The sequence below is a fragment of the Hydrogenovibrio halophilus DSM 15072 genome, assembly GCF_000384235.1.
Lineage (GTDB): Bacteria > Pseudomonadota > Gammaproteobacteria > Thiomicrospirales > Thiomicrospiraceae > Hydrogenovibrio > Hydrogenovibrio halophilus.
The window spans coordinates 1,739,560-1,762,188 of sequence record NZ_KB913033.1 but is presented as its reverse complement, the minus strand read 5'-3'; the positions used below and the strand labels follow the sequence as shown (position 1 = coordinate 1,762,188).

Genomic DNA, 22,629 nt, shown 5'->3' with positions numbered 1-22,629 from the left:
GAAAAAGCGACTGGTAGCGAGGAGAGAGGTGTCACTGGAAACAGTGACATACCGGAGAGAATCGTAAACGATGCTTTCCAGAAAGGTAACCCGGCCATCTCAGTGAGATCCGTGGTTTTCCGCCTCCGCCTCGCGACGAATTTAGCTTTTTCTTTCTAATTCAGGTTTATTGTATTGATCCCAATCGGGCTTTGCAAGCCCTTTTACGACTTTTCTGTGATTTTCTGATCGTCGGTTTTTTGAGAGTCGGTGGACGCCGCTGCTGCGTCCGGCAATTCAAACTTGTACCCTACCCCATACACCGAATGAATGATGTCGTCTTCGGTCAGAGCATCGAACAGCTTGTGGCGCAGCTTCTTGATGTGGCTGTCCACCGTCCGGTCGGAGACCACCCGGTTGTCCGGGTAGATGGAACTGATCAACTGTCCACGGGAAAAAATCCGGCCGGGGCTCTGGCTCAAAAGTTTTAAGATCGCAAATTCCACCACCGACAAACTCACGTGCTGGCCCTGATAATGAACCTGATACCGTTCCTCGTCCATTTCCCAGTCGGTCACGTGCGTTTTCAGGTCGTACTCATAACGACGACGCAACAAGGCCTTGACCCGTGCCACCACTTCCTTGGGGCTGAACGGTTTGCACAAATAATCGTCGGCACCGGTTTCCAGCCCCAGCACCCGGTCCACCTCTTCGACCTTGGCCGTCAGCATCATAATCGGAATTCGGGAAAAGGTGCGCACCGCCTGACACACCGCAATGCCATCTTTGCCCGGCAGCATCCGGTCCAGTATCATCAAATCCGCCGAATGGGCTTCCAGCCAGGGTTCCACTTCGTCCCCCCGGTTCAACTGATGGGTGGCAAAGCCTTCCTTCTCAAGATACGCCTGAACAATGTCGGCAATTTTGGCCTCATCTTCCACAATCAGAATCCGGGGCGAGCCATGGGTGTCTGTCATCTTATTTCCTTTACAAAGGGAGCGTTACCGTCATTTTAATGCCTCCGAGCTCAGAATGCCCGGCCTGAATGTCGCCCCCGTGAGCGCTGACGATCTGTTGAACGATCGACAGCCCCAACCCGGCACCGCCATGACGACGACTGCGCGAGACTTCGGTGCGATACAGACGTTCGAACAGGTGCGTCAATTCCTGATCACTGACCCCCGGCGCCGAATCTTCGATGGTCACGCGGGCCAGGGCTCCCTGACGCTGCAACCGAACCCGTATCTGACCCTCGGGATCGGCGTCGGTATAGGTCAGGCTGTTGACCAGCAGATTGACAAACAGTTGCTGCAAACGGTCTTCGTCGCCCTGCAACACCAGTTTTTCATCGCCCAACTCTCTGCTCAGAACCAGACCTTTCTGTCGGATCGGTTCGGCCACCAGTCCAATGGCACGATCAACCAAGGCCGTCAACTCTACCTGGTTCATCTTGTAATTCAATCCACCGATGTCATTCAAGGTAACCTGATACAGGTCCTCCACCAGGCGATTGAGGATCATCACCTCTTCGTAAAGCTCGTGGATTTTGTCGCCATCGGCCTGGTAAATGCCATCCTTAATGGCTTCCAGCCGACCTCTGAGCACCGTCAGCGGCGTGCGCAGTTCATGCGAAATGTCGGCGATCCACTGATTGCGGCTCTGCTGGCTTTTTTCCAGACTGGCGGCCAGATGGTTGAAATCCTGCTGCAACTGACCCAGCTCATCATTGCGGTTTTTGGGCAACCGGGTTCCGAACTTGCCCTGAGACAAGCGCCGCATCCCCTGTGCAATGGTGGTAATGGGCCTGAGGAAATGCTCCGCAAACGGCCACAGAAGAATCACCGCCATCAACGAAATCACCAGCGCCCAGGCGGTAAACACAAACGATTGGTTGGCCGCAAACTCAATGTCGTTTTTATCGGTCAGCACCTGACGATGGCTGTAGGCCAGGTGCCCGGCCTCATCCCGATCCACCCAGATGCACTCCATCAGGCCGCCTTCGGTGGGTTCGGGGCCATAAATCACATCGCCATCGCGACTGACCAGACTGACCCGACGCTCAAACACGTCCGGGTGAATTTTCAGCAGCTTGGGGTATTGGCGTTCCAGCAAAATGTCCAGCGGAATGTAGGTATGCGTCAGATCCACCCGGTGCGAGGCCGTGAGCAGGCGCTGCCACACATCCTGAGAAATGTTGGCGCTGTCAAAAATCGCCTTTTCGTCCATATAGACTTCCAGGTTGTTTTTCAGCCGCTCCAGACGCAATTGATCGCGCTTGTCCACATACTTGATCATGGTCGAATGCAACAGATACTGGTGGTTCCACGTCATCACCCCCAGCATCAATGTCCCAAACGCCACCAACAGCAGGATAAATTTTACCCGCAGCGTCATCCCACCCAGCATTTTAGAAATCACACCTTACCCACTTTTTAAGACAGTACTCGTATTCTATTGTATTTATCAGCGACCTTTGTGAAAGGACTATGCACGCAGACGTCTCGCATTCGTCCTGCAAAGCCGATAAAATAGCCTTTTAACCTGCCAAATTCAGGTCCGCCATGTTTTATACCACCGAACGCGACAAAATGCGTCAATTCTACGCCGACACCTGGCGCAAAGCCCGCAGCAATCAAACGCTGGACGCCATGGAAACGCGCGTTGCCCGCGTGATTGAAAAGCACCCGGAATACCATCGCATGCTGGAAAACCAGGCACACCTGGGCAATGACTACGCCCCCGAAGACGGTGAAACCAACCCGTTTCTGCACATGGGGATGCATTTGGCGCTGGAAGAACAGGTGTCACTGGACCGCCCCGCTGGCATTCAGGCGGTGTATGAACAAATGACCCAAAAAACCCGCGACTTTCACGCCACCGAACACGAAATGCTCGAATGTCTGGGCGAAGCCCTGTGGCAAGCCCAGCAAACCCAGGGGCAGCCGGACGAAATTGCCTATCTGCAATGCCTGCAACAGCGGGTGCTTATTCTGAACCCAAATCACAAAAGGACCGATGCATGACCGACCGTCCCGCTCCCCACAAACGCGCACTGCGCAATGCCCTGATCATTGCGCTGGTGGTCGCCGTGGTCACCCAGTTTCAGGGCGAAACCCCACTGACCACCCTGATCAACAGCCTGTTTACGTTTGTGGTGATTGCCCCGGCGCTGTGGCTGTCCTACCGCTTCACCCAAAAACTGGTTCAACCCGCCCCAGAGCCAACACCCACTGACCAGAGTCGTGACCGTGATGCTTGAGACCCCTGACAACTCTGAAACCGCCAAACTCAGCCTGATTCAATCCAAAGGCACATTGGATTGGGCCTATCCGCCCATGATTCTCGCCAGCACCGCCGCCGCCATGGACAAGGAAGTGGAAATCTTTTTCACCTTCTACGGCATCGAATGCCTGCGTAAAGACACGTCCAGATTGCGCGTCTCCCCTGTGGGCAATCCGGCCATGCCTCTCAAACTGCCCTTTGGGCCAAAATGGCTGCAAAACGTCAACTGGCGCGTCCTGCCCGACATCGTCTGGTCCTTGCCCGGCATGACCGGCCTGTCCACCCGGCTGTTTCACAAAACCCTGGCCCGGCACAACCAGTTGCCTTTTGACGAACTGCGTGCCATCTGCCTGGACATGGGCGTCAAATTCACCGTCTGTCAGATGAGCATGGAACTGCTCGGCTACACCCGCGACGATCTGATCGAAGGGCTCGACTATGCCGGTGCCGCCACCTACTTTGCCCGCTCCCCTTCCCAGCAAAGCCTGTTTATTTAACCCAGATGCTTCATGAATGAAATTCATCTTTGCTTGAAGCAAAATCAACCTGATTTATTTTGAAACCACTATAATGGCGTTTTTTCAGGTGCCGGAGGCCTTCTGTGTTCAGAGGCCATTCGGTTAAACGGGAAATGGGTGAAACCCCCATGCTGCCCCCGCAACGGTGATAGAGAAGCGTCGACAAGGGTATGACACCCAGCCATTGAGTGCCCGAACATGGCACTTGAGAAGGCGTCGGCAAACCGCTCTTAAGCCCGGATACCGGCCTGAAAACAACCAGGCCTGGTCAAAAACCGGGTTTGACCGATTGCGGAGGGCAATGCGGCACACTTGTAAAACATTCCTGCCAAAAAAGCGCAGCCTGAATCCGTGATTTCAGCGTGGATGAAGTCACGGATTCAGGCGCAGGTTAAGTCTCCCCGTTTTGCCTTCATTTGAATTCAAATGAAGGAACATAGCATGAACCGACTGTCACAACTGGCACCCGCCATTTTTGCACTGACCACCACCCAGCCCGCGTTGGCAGAAAACGCGCCCACCGAACTGGGCAGCCTGGTGATCACCGCCACCGACCAGCCACAAAAAGCCGATGACGTCACCGCCAATGTCACGGTCATCACCCGAAGCGAGATCGAACAAAAGCAATATCAGACCCTGAACGACGCCCTCAAAGCCCAGCCGGGCTTCAGCGTCAAACCCGCCGGTGGCACTGGCCAGCAAAGCAGCACCTATGTGCGCGGTTTTTCTCAGGACAACCTGCTGGTGCTGATCAATGGTGTGGAACAGACCGACCCGTCTGGCCTGAGCGGCGCCAACCTGCATCGATTGCGGCTGGCCGACGTCGAGCGCATTGAAATCCTGAAAGGCGCCCAGTCCGGTGTCTGGGGCGCCAATGCCGCCGCAGGCGTAATCAACATCATCACCTCTAAAAGTGACACCACTCAGGCAAGCATGGAAGTGGGCAGTCATGGCCACAAGCAATTGCACGCCGGGCTGGGGCGTAGCAATGAGCGGGTCGATTTCGGCGTGGATTTTTTCACGCTGGACACAAACGGCTTTTCCGCCGTGCGGCCATACAATCAGGAGGCCGAAGACTTTGAGGACGACGGGCACCAGCAAACCGACATTGGATTCCGGTTGGGCCTGAACCTCAACGAGCATCATCGCATCGAAACCCGGATTCGAACCGCCAGCGCGACCACCGACTATGACGATGGCAGCGACGCCGAAGCCGACAACTGGAACGAATACGACCAACTGACCCGTTCGATTCGCTACCAATACCAACGAGGCCCCTGGCAAGGCCGGGCACAACTCCATCACAACCGGATTGAGCGGGCCTTTCACACCGGGTTTGGCACCACCGAATACGAAGGCACCTTGTCCGAGCAGAAACTCTCACTGACCCGCGCCTATCGTCAGGTCGATTTTGTGCAAGTCAGCGCCAACCGCAAAACCTATGACAGCGTCAGCAGCTTTTCGGAGCGCGAGGACTTCACTCAAAATGGGGTCAGCCTGACCAACCACAACCAGTTTGATCGGGGCTGGGCCGTGACCGAATCCCTGCGTTTTGATGCGTTTGACCGTTTTGAAAACGCCTTGACCGGCAAAATCGGGGTCAAAAAATCATTCGCCCCAACCACCTACCTCAGCATGAATGTCGGCTCCGGTTACAAAGCGCCCCTGCTGTCACAGCTGAGCGCCGATAACCCGGAAGAACTCAAACCGGAACAATCACGCTCCATCGACATCACCGCCGGTCTGGGAGACTGGACTCTGACCTGGTTCAAAGCCGACATTCGCGACAAAATCGAATCCCAGGGCAGCTACCCGAACAACGTTTATGTGAACGCCGATCAGGAAACCCGTTCCCGGGGCATCGAACTGCACTATGGCACCCATTTCTCTGACTGGAACCTGCGCGTGAATGCGTCGGCCACTTGGCAGGACGTGACCAACGAGCAAGGGGAAACACCGGCCTATGTGCCCGACCAGACCGCGCAACTGTCGCTGGATTACCAAGCTGCCACCGCTCTGTCGCTGGGATTGGACAGCCATTACACCGGCACCCAATACCCGGCACAGGATCGGCAGGGCAAACAGATCGGCGAATACGTTGTCACCGATTTGCGCGCCCAATATCAGATCGGCCAGACACTGAAAATGTACGCGCGCATTGAAAACCTCACCAATGCCGATTACATTACCGCTGTGGCGGACTATCCCGCCACCGGCACTCCGCCCCAATATGTTTACAGCCAGGGCGGCCGACAGTTTTTTGTCGGGCTGCGTGCCGACCTATAAAGGACTTGCCATGTCGGATCACAATTCAGACACCGCGGCCCGCCACCGTGTGCGCATGCAGCGCAAAAAGGCACAGGTGGACGCCGCCATTGCGCGGGCCGATCAGAAAAAAGGCGTGTTGCTGGTCCTGACCGGCCACGGCAAAGGCAAATCCACCTCAGCCTTCGGCTCCGTGGCCCGGGCTTTGGGGCATGACTTGAACGTGGGCGTGTGTCAGTTTATCAAGGCGCGCACCGACACGGGGGAAGAGGCGTTTTTCCGCCAGCACCCCAACTGCGACTGGCACGTTCTGGGCGACGGGTTCACCTGGGACACCCAGGACCGGACCGCGGACATTCAAAGTGCCGAACGTGGCTGGGCCATTGCCGAAGCCATGCTTGCGGATGCAAAATACGATCTGGTGGTACTGGACGAACTGACTTACCTGCTGAGCCTGGGGTATCTGCGGGCCGACCGGGTGCTGGATGCGTTGAGCGAACGCCCCAGGGAACAACACGCGATTGTCACCGGCCGCTCGGCCATTGCGCCCTTGCGGGAACTGGCCGACACCGTGTCGGAAATCAAAGAGGAAAAACACGCCTTTCATGCCGGGATTCAAGCACAACCGGGGCTGGACTATTAATCCGGCCCGCTTTGTTCAGCCGGATCAAAGCCCCAAAACCGGTTTTTTACCAGGCCTGGTCAAAAGTGCCTTACTGACACTTGGGATCGCTCTGATCACGCCCGTCTGGGCCGGCGCGGATCGCATCATCACCCTGGCCCCGCATCTGACCGAGCTGGTCTACAGTGCCGGCGCGGGGGAAGCGCTGGTCGCCACCGTGGCCCACAGCGACCATCCCATGGAAGCCAGAACCCTGCCCCGTGTCGGCAATTATCAAGGCATTCAGGTGGAAGCCATTCTGGCACAGCGGCCGGACCTGATTCTGGCCTGGCGCAGCGGCAACCAGCCTCAGCTGGTGCAACGCCTGAAACAACTGGGGCTGAAAGTCGTCACCACCGAACCCGAAACCCTCACCGACATCCCCAAACAGATCGAACACATCGGTCGTCTGGCCGGGACGCAAGCAATAGCCGAACGCAGCGCCGACCAATTGCGGCAAACATTGGTGCGGCTGTTCCGACAATACCGGACCGACCAGCTGACCACCGTGTTTTACCAGTTGTGGCACGCGCCGATGATGACCCTCAATGGCAAGCACTTTATCAGTCAGGGGATTCGTTTGTGTGGCGGGCGCAATGTGTTTGCCGGACTTGCCCCACTGGTGCCGGAAATCAGCCACGAAGCCGTCCTCAAGGCCGATCCCGACGTGATTCTATTGGGCGGGGGGCCGACCATTTCGGCCGAATGGAAACAGGACTGGCAGGAATATGGAACATTGAAAGCGGTGCGTAACGACCGTCTGCACAGTGTGTCAGCCGATGTGTTTCAACGCCCCACTGCGCGCTTTATCGAACACCTGCCTCAGTTGTGCGAAACGATTCAGAACGGCCAGAAAAAATACAGCATGTAGGCGCCGTACATGGCCACCATCACAATGCTCAGCAATGTGATCGGCCGAATGCCCTGTTGCCTGGGCACTTCGTAGCCCTGAGCGGCCATTTTCCGATGACGGAAATGACGACGCACCGCCCAGAAAATGAAATACAACACCGCCAGAATGGTAAGCAGATTCAGCAACTTACTCATAGTGAGTGCGAGGGAGTTTGCAGAGATTCGTCAAACAGTTTTTCGCGCACCTTCTGCAGATCGGCTTCGGTGTCGACCCCGATCCCGGCTTCTTCCAGCGCATCCAGCACCAGAATCGGCTCATTGTGCCAAAGCACCCGCAACTGCTCCAGGCACTCCACCTGCTCCAGCGCGCACTGTGGCCAGGCCACATAACGCTGCACAAACCCGGCGCGATAGGCATACAACCCGATGTGACGCCGGTAGGGCCAATGATCCGGCAACCAGCGATGCACCACAAAGGTCTCACGCGACCACGGAATCGGAGCACGGGAAAAACTCATGGCCAGGTTTTCGCCATTACGCACCACCTTGACCGCATGCGGATCAAACACGGTTTCCACATCGTCAATCGGCTCACAGAGCGTGGCCATCGGGATCTGCGGATGCTCGGCCAGCCCCTGCGCCACCTGATGGATCAAGGTCGGCGGCAGCATCGGCTCATCGCCCTGCACATTGACCACAATGGTGTCTTCGGGCAAGGCCAACTGATCGATCACTTCGGCAATGCGTTCGGTGCCGGACTGGTGGCGGTCGGACGTCAGACACACTCTGGCGCCAAACGCTTCGCAGGCGTTCTGTACCGCTTCGGATTCGGTGGCAATCACCACTTGATCGGCCCCGGCGGCCACCGCTCTTTGCCAGGTCCACTGAATCATGGGCTGCCCGTTGATGTCCATCAGCGGCTTGCCCGGCAAACGGCTGGACTCAAAACGGGCGGGAATGACCACAACAAAATGCATCCCACTCAACCCTGCTGACGCTTCTGCTTCAGCCAGTGTTCTTTTTCCTCGGCGCTCAGCGTTCGGGCTTCGTCTTCCAGCATCACGGGGATGCCGTCACGGATCGGATAGGCCAAAGTGGCGGCCGTGGAAATCAGTTCCTGATTGGCTTTGTCGTACTGCAACCCGGACTTGGTCACGGGGCAGACAAGGATGTCCAGCAATTCGGGGTTCATGAGGTCTCTCTTTTTGACGACGACCGCTTCTGCTTTTTGATATCGCTCAGGCGGTGTTCGATTTGATCGAGCAAGGTCTGCGGGCAGTTTGGCGTCACCGCCAGCGCCCACCAATGGTCTTCAGCAAACGTCTGACATTTTACCGCATCTTTGGCGGTCATAATCAATGGTTTTTGTGGATCAAACGCTTTGAAATCGTCGGCGCGATACGCATGGTGATCGGCAAACGCACTCGCGTCCAGCGCCTTGACCAGTGGACGCAGGGTCTGGAAAAAGCGCTCGGGATGGCCAATGCCCGCCACCGCCTGCACCGACGCTTCGGCAAAGGTCGCCAGCGACACCTGCTCCTGAGGTCGGCGCACCCGGTAAAAAAAAGCGGGCTGCAACGACAACTGCGCATCGACTTCGCCACCCGCCCCACGGTCATCATGGAACCGATGCGATCTCACGGCCGCCTGCAACGCCGGTTGCGGCGTCCCGTTGCTCACCACCCAATCCACCGATTGCAGACGGCTGGCCGGTTCACGCAAGGGCCCGGCCGGCAGGCAACGGCCATTGCCCAGCCCGCGCGCGCCATCCAGCACCACCACTTCCAGATCCCGCGCCAGCGCAAAATGCTGCAAACCATCGTCACTGATGATCAGATCCAACACACCGGCCCTGTCGATCAGGCACTGCAGCGCCTGCGGCCGATCCGGCGCCACGGCCACCGGGCAGCGCAGAGTCTGTGCCAGCAAAACGGGTTCGTCCCCCACCTGTTCCGGGTCGGACTCCGGCGTCACCCATTGCGGCCAGATTTCAGCCTGGCCGCCATAGCCGCGACTGATCACACCAATGCGCCAGCCTTTTTGTTGCAGCGACTGTCCCAGCCACTGAATAAACGGGGTTTTGCCACTGCCACCCACCGTCAGATTGCCCACCACCAACACCGGACAAGGGGCCGGTGACACTGGCGGCGTCTGACGGAAACGTTTCAGGCGCTGACGCGCGACCCGGCACACCAGAGCGCCCAGCGGACGCAGTGCCCAGCCAGACAGGGAAAACGACGAGGTCTGCCAGAAAGACGGCCAGCTCATGCGCGGTTCCTTGCGCTCGAGCAACCAGATCGGCGGCGCAGACGACACGACCCTCTGCGCGGCAAGCGGTCAACGGGAAACAAAAGAGGAAATCGAGGGATAATCTTCACAGGCATTATGATACCACCGCTTTGACTGCTGACGCCATCCGGGTTCGGCCACCACGCCATCAATGGTCAGGTGAAAACGCAGTGCGCCTTCGCAGGCGGTGTTGCGCCAGCGGGCACCGCTCGCCTCCACCCGTTCGACCACTTCGGCCTTGGGAAAGTCATAACGATTGGCAAAACCGCTGCTGAACACCACCGTCTGCGGCGACACCGCCTGCAAAAATGCCCGACCACTGGACGTATCACTGCCATGATGCCCCGCCACCAGCACATCGCTGTCGAGCGCAGCCCCATGATCGACCAGAGCGGTTTCCATGGTTTTGCCCACATCGCCGGTCACCAGCACCGAATGCGCGCCCGCCTGAACCCGCAACACACAGGACGCATCGTTATCGTTTCCGGGTTCGGGCAGGTCCGGTCCCGGTGCCAGCACCTCAAAACGCACCCCGGAAAACCACCAGGCCTGGTCATTATCACAGGCCGTAAACGCGCCGGGGTGGTTCAAACGTTGATTCAACCGGTCCGGCTGACCGGAAAACGCCTCCGCCACCGGCCATTGCGCCAACAGACTGGCCGTCCCGCCCATGTGATCCTGATCGGCATGACTGACCAGCAGCAGGCCCACCTTTTTACGTTGCTGGCGCTGCAAATAAGGGGAAATCGCCAGTTTGGTCCCATCCAGTCTGGCGCCCCACTTTGCGCCTGTGTCATACACCACCACTTCGTTCGCCGTTTCAAACACCAGCGCCTGCGCCTGCCCCACATCCAGCACCGTCATCGTCACCTCGCCCGGTGCCGGTCGCCCGGGTGACTGCGGCCAAAACACCACCACCGCCAAAACCAGAGAAACCACCAACCCCGCGCCAAGCGTTTGCGAAGTCTGCCAACGCCGGTACAGATGCCAAAGCGCCAACCCCAGTGCGTAAACGCCCAGCGCCTGCCAAAGCGCCCAGGGACTGGTCACCGAGCTTTGCCACAAATGCTGCTGCCACTGCAAAAACGTCCACAACCACTGCCAGAGCGCATCGCTGACGCTCAGCACCCAAACCGCGCCACTCTCCCAAGCCGTGCCCAACAGCGTGGCCAGCGCCAACAGCGGCAACCCGATCAGGGTCACAAACGGCACCGCCACCAGATTGGCGACAAAGCTGCCCGGCACCCATTGCTGATAAAACACCGCCAGCAGCGGCATCAACCCCACAGTCAGCACCGCCTGAATCAACAACAACTGCTGCCATTTGGGCGCGTTCCTTGCCCAGGGCTGACGCATCAAGGCAAAAATCAGCCCCACCGCCGCAAACGACAGCCAGAACCCCTGTGACAGAATCGAACTCGGTGCCACCCACACCACCAGAAACGCCGCCAGCGCCAGAACGGACACAGGCTGAAAACGCCGCCGCAGAAACAGAAACGCCAGCCCCGCCGCCAGCATCAACCAGGCCCGCTGCGTGGGGATCGCCCAACCGGCCAGCATCGCATAAACGCCCGCCAGCATCAACGCCCCCAGCGCCGCAAACAAAGGCCGCGGCACAAACGCCAGCCGCGCATAAGGACGCACCCGCACCGCCAGCGACCAGAGCCAGGCAAACACCCCATAGCCGATGGCCGCCATCAGACCGATGTGCAGGCCGGAAATGGCCATCAGATGAATGGTGCCGGTCTCGCGCAGCAGCGTCCAGTCTTCGCCGGAAAGACCGCTGCGGTCGCCGTAAATCAGGCCCCGATAAATGTGCCCGAATTCGGCCCGATCCAGCAGCGGAGCCAGGGATTCGGCCACCTGACTGCGCCAGGTCGTGTCGGTCGTCAGGCGCTCGGGCCGACCCTCTTTGCGCACATAACCGCGCGCGACAATGCCCTGTTGCAGCAACCAGGCTTCGTAATCAAACGCGCCCGGATTGCGGCTGCCCCACGCCGGTTTGAGCTTGACCCACATTGACCAGATTTCTCCGGGTCGGGGCATTGCATCGGGGCCATACCAGTGGACTTCGATTTCGGGAGGGAAAAACGACCAGGCCTGGTCAAAACCGGGGGAACCGGCATCCGATTCCGTATTCGGACGCCGGGCCTGCTGCAGCGACAGACGAAAGGTGGCGCGTTGAAACCCGCTGTCGGCATCCAGCACCGTCACTTCGGTCAGGCCCACCACTTCGCCACGCACCTCGATCGGCTCAAACAGCATTTCCGGGGCCAGCAGAGTGCGCACGTCGGTCAGAAAAAAAGGCCAGAAAAACCCCAGAACAATGCCTATAATAAGGGCGCTCAGATGGTTGGCCCACCGCCCGCAGATGGGCCGACGACAGACAAACGACCGTGCCAGCAGCAACCCGACCGCCCCTGCCAACACGCCCCACCCCTGCGATGGTTGCGGCAGCCACGACAACTGATAGAATCCATAAACCGTTGCCAGAAAAGCGATAACGACTAATCGAAACATATGCCCAGAAAGTTTTTCAAAAAATACACCCCCCATCCAGAGCGGATTCGTCGGATCAAAGGCTTGGGCATGGTGACCCATCTGCTGGCCAACCCCAGCCTCTGGCACTTGCATCGTCACAGTGTGGCCAGAGCCTTTGCCAATGGGTTGTTCTGGATGGCGATTCCGATCCCGTCACAGATGCTGGCGGCGGCCGTGGTCTCGATTTTTACGCGCGCCAATCTGCCACTGAGCATTGTGCTGGTCTGGGTCAGCAATCCCTTTACCATGGCACCGATTTTTTATTTCAACTACCGCATCGGCAGCTTACTGGTCAGCCACCCACCCCGTGACGAGCTCAAATTCGAGCTGAGCTGGCACTGGATCACCACCACGCTGGGCGATCTGTGGCTGCCGCTGTATCTGGGCAGTCTGATCGTCGGCAGCTTTCTGGCCGCGGTCAGCTATGTCAGCATTCACCTGTTCTGGCGCTGGCATGTGACCCGCAGCTGGGAAAAGCGGATTCAACTGCGCCGACAGGACCGCAGCAAAAAAAATTAGCCCGAATGTTTCATGAATTTGTGCTGAGGTTGCGCAGGAACTTGTTTTCTCGACTTACCCCTTCGGGCGTCGAGTTCTCTGTTTCACAAGCAAATTTTCGAAGAAGGGTCGTATCTATGATTACGACCGACTGAGAAAATATTGTTTGTGGAATCAAGGGGCAAGCGAGATCCGTGCAAATTTGTGAAATATTCGGGTTAGTCCTCGTCTTTTCGGTTCATCTCCATCAGCGCCTTAACCACCCGGTCATTGACGCTGCCTTCGCAGAAACGGCCGGGCGTGTTTTCCTGCCCCACCGGCAGATCGGTCAGCACATCCAGCGCTTCATCAATGTGCGCCATGGTGTACAGATGAAAACGACCGGCTTTGACCGCGTCCCGCACCGGAGCCGACAGCATCAGGTGCTTGGCGTTGGCGCGAGGCAACAACACCCCTTGCTGGCCGGTCAGGCCGCGTGCCTGACAGATTTTGAAAAACCCTTCGATTTTCTCATTGATGCCACCCACCGGCTGAATGTCGCCAAACTGGTTGACCGATCCGGTCACGGCAATATCCTGACGCAATGGCACCTGGGCCAGAGACGACAGCAGCGCCAACAGTTCGGGCGATGACGCACTGTCGCCTTCGATGCCGTCGTAGGTTTGCTCCATCACAATCGACGCGCTGAAGCCCCAGGATTTGTGACGCATGTAACGCCCACGCACATACCCGGACAGAATCAGCATGCCTTTGGAATGAATCGGTCCCGCCATTTCAATTTCGCGTTCTATGTCCACCACGCCTTCGTCCCCGGCGGACGCCTGAGCGGTGATCCGAACCGGCTGCCCGAACGACTGACGTCCCACCGTCAGCACGGTCAGGCCATTGACCATCCCGGTATGACGCCCGGTGACATGAATCAACACCTGCTCTTCGCTGATCGCACGGTGATAATATTCCTCCACCATGCCGGTATGAAAGTCGCGCTGCTCAATCGTCTGATCAATGATCTCGCGTGTGACCTCGGTCTTGTCGTGCGCCCGGGCATAGGCATTGGCTTCGGCCAGAAGATCGCGCAGGATCGCCTTGTTGGTGACCATGCGATACTGGGATTCGGCCAGTCGCGCCGCATATTCCACCAGCCGCGCCATCGCACAGGGGCTCACCGGCAAATCTTCCCAGTCCGCCACTTCTTCGTTGAGCTGCTTGGCCAGCGCCAACTCGTGTTGCTCGGTGCGATCCAGCTCAGTCTCGAACTCCACCTGCACCTTGAACAGCAGATCAAACTGCGAATCGATTTCCTGCAGCGCATAAAAATGCTTGGCTTCACCGACCAGCACCAAGGTCACATCCAACGGAAAATCCGGCAGATGGTATGGCACCACACTGCTGGAAGACGGGATTTCAAAGGTCAGGCGCTTGCTCATCAACGCCGCTTTCAGATGCGACCAGATTTCCGGGTCTTTCAGCACCGAGGTAATGTTCAGCATCAGAAAGCCGCCGTGGGCTTTCTGCAACAACCCGGCCTGATGGTTCATTGCCAGCGTCAGCGTATCGATGGCATTGGCCGTGGCCGAATTGATGGTGTAACCAAACAGCTTCGGCAGGGTTGCGTTCTGCTCATAGATCACCGGCGCATGGGTCAGTCCGTCGTGATCCACCAGCAGATTGACCTCAAACACCGACATGGTCGACTGCTCGGCCAGAAGTTCTTCCATCGATGACTGGGCGTTGTTGGTGACCTGATCGGACGACTGATCCCAGAACAGATGCAGCTTGGAGACCACGGTTTTCTGCAACGCATCCAGATAATCGCGAATGGCCTGATTTTCGCCGAACTCCAGCTTGATCGTATCGATCAACGGGGTCAGGTGGTCGTTGGCGACCTCGGTATTGAGCTTGCGCCCGGCTTCCATGTACTCGTGCTGCAGATACGGAAAATGGGTCAAGCCCTGATTCAGCGCTTCTTCCACCTGATCCAGCGCCTGCATAAAGTGTTCGCGCAGCGGCTTGTCCAGCTTTTTCAGATCGGCCATGCGCAAACGCTCGTCTCCGACCAACGCATACAGCACAAAATTGTTTTCGTTCTGCTGCACTTCGATGTCGAGCGAATCGGCCAGATCCAGCGCCGGGGTCAGCGCTTCTTCCTGTTTCTGCGCCAACTCGTTTTCCAGCTGTTGATTGCGCAACTGATAGGCATGGCCATCAAACACCACCGGCAACTGGCTTTTCAACTGAGTGACCAGCTCTTCCACCGCCTGTTTGAATCCCAGGCCATTGCCCGCTTTGAAAGTCAGGTATTGGGTTTTTTTGGATTCGCTGAAATCCGACACCAGCACCACATCGTCCGGAATGGGTTTGCGCTGGGCCGCTTCACGCAGCATGGCCTTGGTCATGCCAATCCGCCCGACGCCCGGCTCGCCCATAATGAAAATATGGTTCTGGTTACGCTTTAAATGCAACCCGAAATTCAGCGATTGATACGCACGGGGATGAAAACGCTGCATAAAACTGCGCGAATCCGACGATTCGGCGGCAAACGCCTGCTCGTCCAGACGGGTAAAACGGTATAAATCCTCGTGTGCTAATTTTTCCATAACCACTCTTGTTTGTTCGCTTTAAAAAGAACGCATTATTAGGTGTCCCGCCAAACTTAAAACTCATCTCTTGGCGGGTTGGCGTGTATTTTGTGAATCGACAGATCCGCACCGGCATACTGGTCTTCATCGGTCATCCGAATCGGCGCGAATTGATTGATCACCCAGTAAACCAGATAACCGCCCACAAAGGCGATCAACACGCCCAAAATCACACCGGCCACTTGGGCCGCCATGGACACACCGCCCAGACCACCCAAAGCGGTGGTCCCAAAAATGCCGACCGCAAGCGCGCCCCAGACACCGCAAAGGCCATGCAAAGGCCAGACGCCCAAGACGTCATCGATTTTCAAGGTTTTCTGAGTCCAGGTAAACGCCTTGACGAACAGGCCGCCAGCCACCAGCCCGATCACCAGCGCGCCCAGCGGGCTGACCACATCCGAACCGGCACAGATCGCCACCAGACCGGCCAAAGGCCCGTTGTGAATAAAGCCGGGATCTTTGTCACCGATCACGGTGGCGGCCAGAATGCCCCCGACCATGGCCATCAGCGAATTCATTGCCACCAACCCCTGAATGCCTTCGACGGTTTGCGCCGACATCACATTGAAACCAAACCAGCCCACGGTCAAAATCCACGCACCCAGCGCCAGAAACGGAATGCTGGAAGGCGGGTAAACGTGACGCATCTTGCCGTCTTTGCTGTAGCGGTTATGGCGGGCACCCAGTACCAAAATCGCGGCCAAAGCAATCCAGCCGCCGACACCGTGCACCACAATCGACCCGGCAAAATCGTGGAACGGCGCGCCCAGATAGGTTTCAAACGCTTGCTGAATCGCAAAATTGCCGTTCCAGACAATGCCTTCAAACAACGGATAAACCAGCGCCACCGTTAAAAACGTGGCCAGCAGAACCGGATAAAAACGCGCCCTCTCCGCAATGCCGCCGGAAACAATGGCCGGAATCGCTGCCGCAAACGTCATCAGGAAAAAGAATTTGACCAGCTCATAACCGGACTTGTCCAGCATCGCCGCCGTCAGTTCACCATTCAGGTTAAAGCCCAGAAAGACCCCGTAAGCCACACCATAGCCGACAAAGAAATAGGCCACCGTGGAGACGCCCAGGTCTGTCATGATTTTGACCAGCGCGTTGACCTGATTTTTGTGCTGAACCGTCCCGACTTCCAGGAACGCAAATCCGGCGTGCATAAACAGCACCAGAATCGCCCCCATCAAAACAAACATCACATCAAGACTTTGCGTTAGCTGCTCCATGGCCATCCCCTTTTTCCCCTGATTTATCTCTGTATTGCGTTTGCGCACATCGTTAAAGGTCCGTATTATACCGGGGTATGACACGCCCTGCTCAAACTCTTTTCAACCCGCCGATGACGCCGCTTCAGCCCCTTCAACACAGGCTTTTTTCCCAAAAAGGTGTTCGAGTCTGGGTCAAGCGGGACGATCTCAATCACCCCGCCATTCAAGGCAACAAATGGCACAAGCTGCGCGGCGTTCTGGCCCAACTGAGCCACCAATCTCACCCGGCGCTGCTCACCTTTGGCGGCGCCTATTCCAATCACCTGGCCGCCACCGCAGCCGCCGGTCATTTTTTCGGCTTTCCCACCATCGGTCTGGTGCGCGGCGACGAGCTGGCGCAAACACCGGAAACATGGAGCCACACACTGACCACCGCCCAACAACAGGGCATGCAACTGCAATTTCTTTCCCGAAGCGAATACCGGCAAAAATCGGACCCGGCGTTCCTGCAGGCGCTGCTCGCACCCTATCGGCAGCGCTACCCCAACCTGACGGTACTGCCGGAAGGCGGCACCACGCGCCTGGCCCTGAAAGGGTTTGACGTTCCGATCGATCAACTGCAAACCCAATGCCCGAACTGGACCCACCTTTACACAGCGGTGGGCACAGGCGGCACCCTCGCCGGATTGACCCAGCATGCCGCCCGTCACGCCAGTCCACACCAGCCCAAACGCCTGATCGGGGTCAACACCCTCAAAGGCGGCGACTCCCTGCGCCCGGTCATTCAAGCGCTCTGCCCTTATCCCTATGCGGCAAGTCCGCTGGCACCCATTTCCTGGCGTTTGCATCACGGAGCCGAATTTCGCGGCTACGGACGCGCCCACCCGGAACTCAAAAAGCACCAGGCCTGGTTAAAACAGCACTTCGACATCCCGCTAGACCCCATCTACACCAGCCGCACGGTCACCGCGTTTCTGCTAGACCTGGAAAACCAGCGCCTGCCGGTCGGCGCTCGGGTGATCCTTTACCACTCCGGCGGGTTACAGGGCTGCGAGCCGGACTGCAAGCTGTGACGCGGCATCCTTTAACTGAAAAGGCCAAATTCAGGGCAAAAAAAAGCCCCAAATCAATGGGGCTTATGTCTGCGAGCGGTTGGTTTAAAACGTGGTAATGTACTGCGCCACCGCTTCGATTTCCGGTTCAGACAACTGCTGCGCCTGCGGAATCATCATCGCACTCATCGGACCGATTTCTTCTCCGGCCTTGTACTTCAGCATTTTGCTTACCAGGTCGTCTTTCGCCTGACCGGCCAATTTCGGACCAACGCCGCCTTCACCGTTGGCACCGTGACAACCAACACAGGTGGAATACAACTGACCGCCAGAAGCCACATCTTCCACCACGGCCTGTTCCGCTTCCTGCACTTGCTCAGACGCTTCTTCCTTCACATCCTGAGTGACCTTGGCCGTTTTCTCGGATACCGTGTCAGACGCCTGTTTGATTTCATCAGACGCTTTATCAGCCATTTCCTTCGTTTCCTCAACCACTTTGTCCGTGGTCTCAGCCGTTTTCTCTTTCACCGCTTCCACTGTCTCGCCGACTTTCTGCTTCACATCCGCCGTACTGCTTTCACCGCCGTTGGGCGCCGTCATGGCTGGATCAGTCTGTGACGACTGCTGGGATTCCTCTCCCTGATCGCCGCACCCAACCAGCATCACCGACGCCAAAGACAGACCAATACCCGCCAACACAGGTTTCAATTGAAAACGCATCATCCTGACACTCCTTTGATTCAAAACACGATTCCCATTTAAACCAGTTTTCGGAATGAAGGCAAATAGAAAACTTAAAAAAACCAAATAAATAACTTTTTCTCTGAAAAGCCAACTTTAATCGCCAGCCCCCCTTGCAATAAATCTGTAACGCACTATAATACGCCACATCAAGACGCACGGCGGACTTGATAACATTTACATTGATGCGGGGTGGAGCAGTCTGGTAGCTCGTCGGGCTCATAACCCGAAGGTCGTTGGTTCAAATCCAGCCCCCGCTACCACATTCAAAAGCCAGATTTTTCAACACCTTACTAGGTTTTGAAGTCTGGCTTTTTTATTGCCCGAAATTTACCCGTGTGGGGAAATTTGGAGCAGAGCCGTGTAACTTCGCCACATAATTCACTATCGGGCGACAGTTAGTTTACTAAATTTTTGACATTCTGCCCGGCTACTCTATGGCCCTTATTACGCCAAGTCTCTGTTTACACTGATACGTTTACCAGATTAAGTCGTCCGGAATTTTAAACTTGGCGTAATAGGCTTCGTCTTCCGCCGAAAGGTTCTCATCCTTATCGCTTGGCACAGCCACCAAACACGATGCATCGCGCTGGGCAATTTTGTTGGCCGTCTCTTTTGGAATCAGGGCATAGCCCTGTTTGAAACGCACAATCCTTAATGATTCTTTGCTGAGCTGTTGTTGTGTTTTGGCATTGACCTGCAGGGTTTGCATCTGGCCATCGTCCACAAAGTGGTACTGAATGTCGCCCGCATAGCCTTTGATCTGGCTGTTTTCAATGATTTGTTTCAACTCGGCCTGCAGGGCTTTTTGTGCCTGCTCTTGCGCTCTTTGCTGGTTAAGAAGCTGAGCCTGTTCGGCTTGTTTTTGTGCCGCTTCCTGAGCCAGTTGCGCGGACTGGCTGGTTTGCTTCTGGCCTTTTTTGGCCTTGTTGGCTTTGCTTTTTTTGTTTTGCTGGTGTTTTTCCCGTTGCACTTGTTTGGCTTTTTTTTCGTCTACCAAACCCGAGCTTTTTAACTGATCAAATAATGATCCGGCCATAATTCATATCCATTTAAGTCTTGATTTTACTGAGTCCATTCTAGTCTAAGTGCCCTCTTGGTACGAGCCTCAAATGGATTAACCGCCTCATTTCAGCCCGCATCCCCTTCTCAAAAACGTTTCGTACTCAGGTCGGAACTTAAGTATTATAGACAAGGGGAGAGTCAGTATGCTTAAGGTCACGGTCAATGGAAAGTCGGTGGAGGTTGAAAGCGGCGCAACGCTGCTGGATGCGACCAAAGCCGCCGGTGTGCACGTTCCGACGCTTTGTTATTATCCGCGTTTGCCCTGTCATGGCGTATGCCGGATGTGCCTGGTGGACGTCAGCAGTGAAAACCGCTCTCAGCCTGCCTGCATTGCGCCAGCCAAGGATGGCGATCAGGTCACCACCGACACGCCTGAACTGACCGAATTTCGCAAAGCCAATCTTGAATGGCTGTTGGCGCGCCATCCGAACGACTGCATCCGTTGCGAAGCCAATGGGGATTGCCAGTTTCAGAATCTGGTCAGCGAATACCAGTTGGAAGATGTCTGGCCCAAACTTGCGCGCGGATCGCAAGCACATCCGGAACATCGGCTGACCGACCACACCTCGCCCAGTATCTGGCGCGATTTGTCCAAATGCATTGAATGCGGCCTTTGTGCCGAAGCCTGCGGCGATCCCGGTCAGCAACAGCACATCATCGGCTTTGCCGAACCGGGTTCCGGGCGCATTCCGGTCACGGTATTCGACCAATCTCTGGCCGAAACCAAATGCATTTCCTGCGGCCAATGCACCCTGGTGTGCCCGGTTGGCGCATTGATTGAAACGCCCAACTGGCATGATGTGATCCACACGCTGGACCATCACCGTCGCGTTTCGGCGGTGCAGGTTGCTCCCGCCACGCGGGTGGCGATCAGCGAAGAATTTGGCATGAAGCCCGGCACCATCAGCACCGGGCGAATGATCAATGCCTTGCGCCAACTTGGGTTCGATCACGTATTCGACACCAACTTTGCCGCCGATCTGACCATCATGGAAGAAGGCACCGAGCTGTTAAACCGGCTGAAAGCGCAAAAAAACCTGCCCTTGTTCACGTCATGCTGTCCGGGCTGGATCAATTGGGTGGAAATCAATCGCCCCGACCTTTTGCCGCATTTGAGCACCACCAAATCTCCCCAGCAAATGCACGGTGCGCTCAGCAAGCGCGGGGCCTTTGCCCGCTCGCTGGGCGATGACTTCGCCCAAGGTCAGGCCGAACCCTATGTGGTCAGCATCATGCCCTGCACCGCCAAAAAAGACGAGTCACAGCGCCCCGGCGTCTCGGGCGATGTGGATCAGGTCCTGACCACGCGCGAACTGGCACGCATGATCAAAGCCCGCGGCATTGCTTTTAACGCCCTGCCCGAAGACGGCACTTTTGACAATCCGCTGGGAGAAAGCACCGGGGCGGCGCAAATCTTCGGTGCCTCGGGCGGGGTGATGGAAGCCGTGGTGCGCACCGCCGCGCATTTGATCGGTCAGGAAGATCAAATGCCGCTGGAATGGCATCAGTTGCGCGGCGTGGCGAAAGGCATCAAAACCGCCGAGATTCCGGGGGTGGGCAAAGTGGCGATCTGCAATGGCATCGCGGCGGCACAGGACTTACTGGCCACCGACCTTTGGCGCGAAGAATTTGTCGCCATCGAAGTCATGGCCTGTGTCGGCGGCTGTCTGGGCGGTGGTGGTGAACCCAAATCCATGGACCCACAGGTATTGGAAAAACGCATGCAGGCCATTTACAGTATTGATCAAAATGCGCCTCGCCGCCGCTCATATGAAAACCCGGACATTCAAACACTCTATCAAACCGAGTTGACTCAGCCCGGATCGGAGCAGGCACACGCGTTGCTGCACACCCACTATGCGTCCCGTCATTCCAAGCGCTTGATGCTGATGCGTTTTCTCGATTGTGTGGATCGTCGCGACGGCCAGGCCGCGGCAGAACTGTTTCATCCAAACGGCAGCTGGGATACTGCCTCGCCTTTGGGCGAAGTAACAGGCCGCGCAGAGATCGCCGCCCTGATCGAACAACGTTTACCACCGCGAAAATACGGCTCACTCTTCCAACGCCATAAAATGGCTTCTCGTGCCGACAACGAGGATCTGAGCGTGATCACCCCCACTGGCGAACACTGTCAATTTGAACTGGTGCTGACCCCACAGGAAACCGGAACCGAATTCACACCGCTGATTCAAACCCTGGTCAGAAAAGAGGTGGGGGCGCAGCCATAAACGAAGTCCTGCAGGCAGTGCGCGCCATTTACGACCCACCACGCTACCTCTTGTCAGGCCGCTACTTCTTGACCCATTCCCCGTTTTGCTTGTGGTACACGTTTTTCACCGCACTCCAGGCAACCTTGTGCGCCACCTCTTCCTGCGACGCATCATCTCGTCGATCTTTGGGGTCGGCGTACTCATCCCAGGCATTGTTAAACGCCTCTTTATAGATGGTTTGCGCTTCTTTGGGCAGGTTGTCTTTGACGGAATCCGGCAGTTGTTGAATCGTTTTGTAAGGCATGGCTCCTCCTGAATGTTTATTTTCTTATGGCATTCAGATTAAGCTTAACGCGCCTTCGACCTGAGAGCAAAAAAGCCCTTTTAACGCACTAACGGCGACACCTGTTTATTGCCTCCTAAGGGGTAGATATGAGAGATCGTTGAACAAGAGCTGTGGCGCAATTTCACCGCAAACCAACACAGATATGACACGGCTGGAATAACGTATAAACCGTCTCAAAACAACGTCAGCATTTCCTTCAGCCCTAACACGAAAATACCCTACTGACAATTGAGTCCAATGCGTTTAAAAAGTGCCCGGATTTCAAACTGTGACAAACCCATCCAGATGCGTCGCCAGTGGATAAAGCCGTGAAATAAAAGGCCAAACGGGCATCGTCACCAACTCAGACCCTATTGTCTGTTCAGCACACATAAGACACGAATCTGTGTTAATTTAAACATCTAACATAAATAAACGGAGCAGCCAGCTTGCGTTCCCCGTCGGTGGTCTGGTGTCATAAACAAACCGGCACAAACA

21 protein-coding genes, 1 tRNA gene and 2 riboswitches are annotated in these 22,629 nt (G+C 56.5%); of the genes, 10 read left to right on the top strand and 12 right to left on the bottom strand.

All coding sequences use genetic code 11. The features are described from left to right. Positions 1-81 precede the first annotated feature (81 nt). A riboswitch (cyclic di-GMP riboswitch) is annotated at positions 82-156 on the bottom strand. Between the two features lie 47 nt (positions 157-203). Together A377_RS0108440 and A377_RS0108435 are read right to left on the bottom strand one after the other, a co-directional pair. Then, positions 204-956, bottom strand: a complete 753-nt coding sequence (locus A377_RS0108440; RefSeq protein ID WP_019895860.1) for a response regulator — start codon at positions 954-956, stop codon at positions 204-206. 10 nt (positions 957-966) lie between these two features. Continuing rightward, positions 967-2,373, bottom strand: a complete 1,407-nt coding sequence (locus A377_RS0108435) for an ATP-binding protein (RefSeq protein ID WP_019895858.1) — start codon at positions 2,371-2,373, stop codon at positions 967-969. Positions 2,374-2,540: 167 nt separating this feature from the next. Here A377_RS0108435 and A377_RS0108430 point away from each other — a divergent pair, with 167 nt between their 5' ends. The 6 genes from A377_RS0108430 to A377_RS0108405 all read left to right on the top strand — a co-directional run bounded on the left by A377_RS0108430 (position 2,541) and on the right by A377_RS0108405 (position 7,576). Beyond that, the gene (locus tag A377_RS0108430; protein WP_019895857.1) at positions 2,541-3,002 is read left to right on the top strand and encodes a DUF1841 family protein; all 462 of its coding nucleotides are present in this window, start codon (positions 2,541-2,543) and stop codon (positions 3,000-3,002) included. Then, positions 2,999-3,238 (top strand): hypothetical protein, encoded by a 240-nt coding sequence (locus tag A377_RS0108425; RefSeq protein ID WP_019895855.1) that lies wholly within the window; start codon positions 2,999-3,001, stop codon positions 3,236-3,238. Before A377_RS0108430 ends, A377_RS0108425 begins: the two co-directional genes overlap by 4 nt. Further along, complete coding sequence (locus A377_RS0108420; protein WP_019895854.1) at positions 3,231-3,758, top strand: DsrE/DsrF/DrsH-like family protein; 528 nt, start codon at positions 3,231-3,233, stop codon at positions 3,756-3,758. Before A377_RS0108425 ends, A377_RS0108420 begins: the two co-directional genes overlap by 8 nt. A 69-nt stretch (positions 3,759-3,827) precedes the next feature. Continuing rightward, a riboswitch (cobalamin riboswitch) is annotated at positions 3,828-4,045 on the top strand. Positions 4,046-4,220: 175 nt separating this feature from the next. Next, positions 4,221-6,065 (top strand): TonB-dependent receptor plug domain-containing protein, encoded by a 1,845-nt coding sequence (locus A377_RS0108415; RefSeq protein ID WP_019895853.1) that lies wholly within the window; start codon positions 4,221-4,223, stop codon positions 6,063-6,065. Between the two features lie 10 nt (positions 6,066-6,075). After that, positions 6,076-6,687 (top strand): cob(I)yrinic acid a,c-diamide adenosyltransferase, encoded by a 612-nt coding sequence (gene cobO / locus A377_RS0108410; protein ID WP_019895851.1) that lies wholly within the window; start codon positions 6,076-6,078, stop codon positions 6,685-6,687. Further along, positions 6,650-7,576 carry a cobalamin-binding protein gene (locus A377_RS0108405; protein WP_019895850.1) on the top strand — a complete coding sequence of 309 codons (927 nt, stop codon included), beginning with the start codon at positions 6,650-6,652 and terminating at the stop codon, positions 7,574-7,576. Before cobO ends, A377_RS0108405 begins: the two co-directional genes overlap by 38 nt. On the opposite strand, the gene A377_RS0108400 is transcribed toward A377_RS0108405, so the two are convergent. The 5 genes from A377_RS0108400 to A377_RS12290 all read right to left on the bottom strand — a co-directional run bounded on the left by A377_RS0108400 (position 7,546) and on the right by A377_RS12290 (position 12,312). Continuing rightward, complete coding sequence (locus tag A377_RS0108400) at positions 7,546-7,752, bottom strand: hypothetical protein (RefSeq protein WP_019895849.1); 207 nt, start codon at positions 7,750-7,752, stop codon at positions 7,546-7,548. The genes A377_RS0108405 and A377_RS0108400 overlap by 31 nt on opposite strands. Further along, entirely contained in the window at positions 7,749-8,534 is a 786-nt protein-coding gene (kdsB, locus tag A377_RS0108395; RefSeq protein WP_019895848.1) for a 3-deoxy-manno-octulosonate cytidylyltransferase, read from the bottom strand. Before kdsB ends, A377_RS0108400 begins: the two co-directional genes overlap by 4 nt. Positions 8,535-8,539: 5 nt before the next feature. Continuing rightward, positions 8,540-8,749, bottom strand: coding sequence for a Trm112 family protein (locus A377_RS0108390; RefSeq protein ID WP_019895847.1), 210 nt, complete (start codon positions 8,747-8,749; stop codon positions 8,540-8,542). Continuing rightward, positions 8,746-9,825, bottom strand: coding sequence for a tetraacyldisaccharide 4'-kinase (gene lpxK, locus A377_RS12295; protein WP_019895846.1), 1,080 nt, complete (start codon positions 9,823-9,825; stop codon positions 8,746-8,748). Before lpxK ends, A377_RS0108390 begins: the two co-directional genes overlap by 4 nt. Positions 9,826-9,894: 69 nt before the next feature. Beyond that, entirely contained in the window at positions 9,895-12,312 is a 2,418-nt protein-coding gene (locus tag A377_RS12290; RefSeq protein ID WP_157760802.1) for a DNA internalization-related competence protein ComEC/Rec2, read from the bottom strand. Between the two features lie 54 nt (positions 12,313-12,366). Between A377_RS12290 and A377_RS0108375 the strand changes: the two genes are divergently transcribed. Beyond that, on the top strand, positions 12,367-12,906 hold the full coding sequence (locus A377_RS0108375) for a DUF2062 domain-containing protein (RefSeq protein ID WP_019895844.1): 540 nt from the start codon (positions 12,367-12,369) through the stop codon (positions 12,904-12,906). Positions 12,907-13,103: 197 nt separating this feature from the next. Here the strand turns inward: A377_RS0108375 and A377_RS0108370 are convergent, their stop codons facing one another. Continuing rightward, a complete protein-coding gene (locus A377_RS0108370) occupies positions 13,104-15,482 on the bottom strand; it encodes a Lon protease family protein (protein WP_019895843.1) in 2,379 nt (792 codons plus the stop codon). A gap of 56 nt (positions 15,483-15,538) precedes the next feature. Further along, the gene (locus tag A377_RS0108365; RefSeq protein WP_028485398.1) at positions 15,539-16,756 is read right to left on the bottom strand and encodes an ammonium transporter; all 1,218 of its coding nucleotides are present in this window, start codon (positions 16,754-16,756) and stop codon (positions 15,539-15,541) included. Positions 16,757-16,833: 77 nt separating this feature from the next. Between A377_RS0108365 and A377_RS0108360 the strand changes: the two genes are divergently transcribed. Then, complete coding sequence (locus A377_RS0108360) at positions 16,834-17,811, top strand: 1-aminocyclopropane-1-carboxylate deaminase/D-cysteine desulfhydrase (RefSeq protein ID WP_028485397.1); 978 nt, start codon at positions 16,834-16,836, stop codon at positions 17,809-17,811. Between the two features lie 84 nt (positions 17,812-17,895). Here the strand turns inward: A377_RS0108360 and A377_RS13285 are convergent, their stop codons facing one another. Then, positions 17,896-18,513, bottom strand: a complete 618-nt coding sequence (locus tag A377_RS13285) for a c-type cytochrome (protein ID WP_019895839.1) — start codon at positions 18,511-18,513, stop codon at positions 17,896-17,898. 204 nt (positions 18,514-18,717) lie between these two features. Here A377_RS13285 and A377_RS0108350 point away from each other — a divergent pair. Then, positions 18,718-18,794 (top strand) — tRNA-Met (locus A377_RS0108350). A 215-nt stretch (positions 18,795-19,009) separates the two neighbouring features. Here A377_RS0108350 and A377_RS0108345 read toward each other — a convergent pair. Further along, positions 19,010-19,570, bottom strand: a complete 561-nt coding sequence (locus tag A377_RS0108345; RefSeq protein WP_019895838.1) for a DUF2058 domain-containing protein — start codon at positions 19,568-19,570, stop codon at positions 19,010-19,012. A gap of 169 nt (positions 19,571-19,739) precedes the next feature. Between A377_RS0108345 and A377_RS0108340 the strand changes: the two genes are divergently transcribed. After that, positions 19,740-21,824, top strand: a complete 2,085-nt coding sequence (locus A377_RS0108340; RefSeq protein WP_019895837.1) for a [FeFe] hydrogenase, group A — start codon at positions 19,740-19,742, stop codon at positions 21,822-21,824. A 61-nt stretch (positions 21,825-21,885) separates the two neighbouring features. On the opposite strand, the gene A377_RS0108335 is transcribed toward A377_RS0108340, so the two are convergent. Next, positions 21,886-22,110: a ChaB family protein gene (locus tag A377_RS0108335; protein ID WP_019895836.1), complete on the bottom strand. Its 225-nt coding sequence runs from the start codon at positions 22,108-22,110 to the stop codon at positions 21,886-21,888. Between the last annotated feature and the right edge of the window lie 519 nt (positions 22,111-22,629).